Annotated in this window: 1 tRNA gene and 2 rRNA genes; all 3 read left to right on the plus strand. The window is 53.1% G+C overall.

What is annotated here, in order from left to right:
* Nucleotides 1-205: 205 nt before the first annotated feature.
* The 3 genes from ACR0MJ_RS20650 to ACR0MJ_RS20660 all read left to right on the plus strand — a co-directional run bounded on the left by ACR0MJ_RS20650 (nucleotide 206) and on the right by ACR0MJ_RS20660 (nucleotide 3,576).
* Nucleotides 206-3,071, plus strand: a 23S ribosomal RNA gene (locus ACR0MJ_RS20650).
* A gap of 190 nt (nucleotides 3,072-3,261) precedes the next feature.
* A 5S ribosomal RNA gene (rrf, locus tag ACR0MJ_RS20655) occupies nucleotides 3,262-3,376 on the plus strand.
* A 123-nt stretch (nucleotides 3,377-3,499) separates the two neighbouring features.
* Nucleotides 3,500-3,576 (plus strand) — tRNA-Met (locus ACR0MJ_RS20660).
* Nucleotides 3,577-3,603 lie beyond the last annotated feature (27 nt).

Here is a 3,603-nt window from a genome sequence, read left to right on the forward strand (position 1 = left end):
TCGCCGCCGATAGTCACCCGCAAGGATGACCGGCACTAAATGATCATGCATGTCTTCTATTCTCCATGTGGGGCCGACCGACATCGGCAGCATGGGTTCCAGGATAGAAGGCGGGAAAGTATGCTTTTGGTTCAGAAACAGAGGCGGCCTTTAGTTACCAGCTGGGTCTGCCGTGAAGGACGTCTGTCTTTCTCTTTCTGGATCAAATCAAGCGCGAGAAGGGCGTTTGGTGAATGCCTTGGCAGCAAGAGGCGATGAAAGACGTGATACTCTGCGATAAGCCATGGGGAGCTGAGAATAAGCTTTGATCCATGGATCTCTGAATGGGGCAACCCACCTGAAAGCTTCATATTGTTATCTTTGATACTCAATATGGGGTTTAAACAGGTACTTAAGACCTGAATACATAGGGTTTTAAGAGCAAACCCGGGGAACTGAAACATCTAAGTACCCGGAGGAAAGGAAATCAATTGATACTCCCCTAGTAGCGGCGAGCGAACGGGGACCAGCCGAGCCAGATAAGTGACTAGAACACGTTGGGAAGCGTGGCCATAGCGGGTGACAGCCCCGTATAGGAAGCTTTGATGGACGTATTAAGTAGGGCGGAACACGTGAAATTCTGTCTGAAGATCGGAGGACCACCTTCGAAGGCTAAGTACTCCTTGCTGACCGATAGCGAACCAGTACCGTGAGGGAAAGGTGAAAAGCACCCCGACGAGGGGAGTGAAACAGTACCTGAAACCGAACGCCTACAATCAGTCGGAGGATCCTCGAGATCTGACGGCGTACCTTTTGTATAATGGGTCATCGACTTGGTCTCACGAGCAAGCTTAAGCCGTTAGGTGTAGGCGTAGCGAAAGCGAGTCTTAATAGGGCGAATGAGTTCGTGGGATCAGACCCGAAACCGAGTGATCTAGGCATGGCCAGGTTGAAGGTAAGGTAACACTTACTGGAGGACCGAACCCACATCCGTTGAAAAGGATCGGGATGAGCTGTGCCTAGGGGTGAAAGGCCAATCAAACTCGGAGATAGCTGGTTCTCTGCGAAATCTATTTAGGTAGAGCGTCATCCGAATACCCCGGGGGGTAGAGCACTGGATGGGTAATGGGGCCCCACAGGCTTACTGATCCTAACCAAACTCCGAATACCCGGGAGTACTAGATGGCAGACACACTGCGGATGCTAACGTCCGTAGTGGAGAGGGAAACAACCCTGACCTACGACTAAGGCCCCCAATTCATGGCTAAGTGGGAAAGCAGGTGGGACGACCAAAACAACCAGGAGGTTGGCTTAGAAGCAGCCATCCTTTAAAGATAGCGTAACAGCTCACTGGTCTAAATAAGTTGTCCTGCGGCGAAGATGTAACGGGGCTCAAGCCATGAGCCGAAGTCTAGGGATGCGTAAGCATCGGTAGCAGAGCGTAGTGTGACATAGCACTTATCTTGTATTATCGCCGGTCATTTGGTGCGAGTAATCGCGCTCAAGTAGCCGAATAGGCGGTAGCGCAAGATAAAGTGCTTTCGATGAAGCGGGCGCGTGAGCGATCCCGTGGAGAGATCACTAGTGAGAATGATGACATGAGTAGCGACAAAGAGTGTGAGAGACACTCTCGCCGAAAGTCCAAGGGTTCCTGCTTAAAGCTAATCTGAGCAGGGTAAGCCGGCCCCTAAGCCGAGGCCGAAAGGCGTAGGCGATGGGAACTAGGTTAATATTCCTAGGCCAGGAGGATGTGACGGATCACAGGTGTAGTTCAATCTTATCGGATTGATTGGGCTGCTGAGTGGTTCCTGGAAATAGCCCTCCATCAGACCGTACCCTAAACCGACACAGGTGGACTGGTAGAGCATACCAAGGCGCTTGAGAGAACGATGTTGAAGGAACTCGGCAAAATACCTCCGTAAGTTCGCGAGAAGGAGGCCCGGTTCCTAGGCAACTAGGGGCTGGGGGCACAAACCAGGGGGTGGCGACTGTTTATTAAAAACACAGGGCTCTGCGAAGTCGCAAGACGACGTATAGGGTCTGACGCCTGCCCGGTGCCTGAAGGTTAAAAGGAGAGGTGAGAGCCTTGAATTGAAGCCCAGGTAAACGGCGGCCGTAACTATAACGGTCCTAAGGTAGCGAAATTCCTTGTCGGGTAAGTTCCGACCTGCACGAATGGCGTAACGACTTCCCCGCTGTCTCCAACATCGACTCAGCGAAATTGAATTGCCTGTCAAGATGCAGGCTTCCCGCGGTTAGACGGAAAGACCCCGTGCACCTTTACTACAGCTTCGCACTGGCATCAGGATTGTGATGTGCAGGATAGGTGGTAGGCTTTGAAGCGGAAACGCAAGTATCCGTGGAGCCTCCCTTGAGATACCACCCTTCGCACTCTTGATGTCTAACCGCGGTCCGTTATCCGGATCCGGGACCCTGCGTGGCGGGTAGTTTGACTGGGGCGGTCGCCTCCTAAAGCGTAACGGAGGCGCGCGAAGGTTGGCTCAGAGCGGTCGGAAATCGCTCGTTGAGTGCAATGGCAGAAGCCAGCCTGACTGCAAGACTGACAAGTCGAGCAGAGTCGAAAGACGGCCATAGTGATCCGGTGGTCCCGAGTGGAAGGGCCATCGCTCAACGGATAAAAGGTACGCCGGGGATAACAGGCTGATACTGCCCAAGAGTCCATATCGACGGCAGTGTTTGGCACCTCGATGTCGGCTCATCTCATCCTGGGGCTGGAGCAGGTCCCAAGGGTACGGCTGTTCGCCGTTTAAAGAGGTACGTGAGCTGGGTTTAGAACGTCGTGAGACAGTTCGGTCCCTATCTGCCGTGGGTGTAGGAGACTTGAGAGGAGTTGCCCCTAGTACGAGAGGACCGGGGTGAACGATCCACTGGTGGACCAGTTGTCGTGCCAACGGCAGTGCTGGGTAGCTATGATCGGACAGGATAACCGCTGAAGGCATCTAAGCGGGAAGCCCCCCTCAAAACAAGGTCTCCCTGAGGGCCGTGGAAGACCACCACGTCAATAGGCCGGAGATGTAAGCGCAGTAATGCGTTCAGTTGACCGGTACTAATCGCCCGATAGGCTTGATTTGATCCAGTAATGGAAAGACAAATCACCAAAAGCATACACTGACCTTGAGTTGGATAACGTCGCAGCGCCAAGCCGCGATGTTGGTTGATTATATAACCGAGTGGCAACGCGCCTTTTGCAAGCAAAAGACGCTGCCTGCCACCTCGTCGCTTTCTTGCAAAGCAAGAAAGTCGACATGGGCTTTTCCTCGGTTTGGTGGTCATAGCGCAAGTGAAACACCCGGTCCCATCCCGAACCCGGAAGTTAAGCACTGCCGCGCCAATGGTACTTGGGCTTAAGCCCCGGGAGAGTAGGTCACCGCCAAACCTAGTAAAAGCCCACAGTCTCTCAAACACGATGAAAAGAACACTACCCGGTCTCAAGTAGCCGAATAGGCGCTAGACCAACACAAGACCTCAAGTAGCGTAAGCGATAGGTCACTTAAAGTGTCGCGGGATGGAGCAGCCCGGTAGCTCGTCAGGCTCATAACCTGAAGGTCGCAGGTTCAAATCCTGCTCCCGCAACCAACTTTAGAAAATCTCAGAGCAGCCCGT

This window comes from Ruegeria sp. C6, from assembly GCF_056537625.1.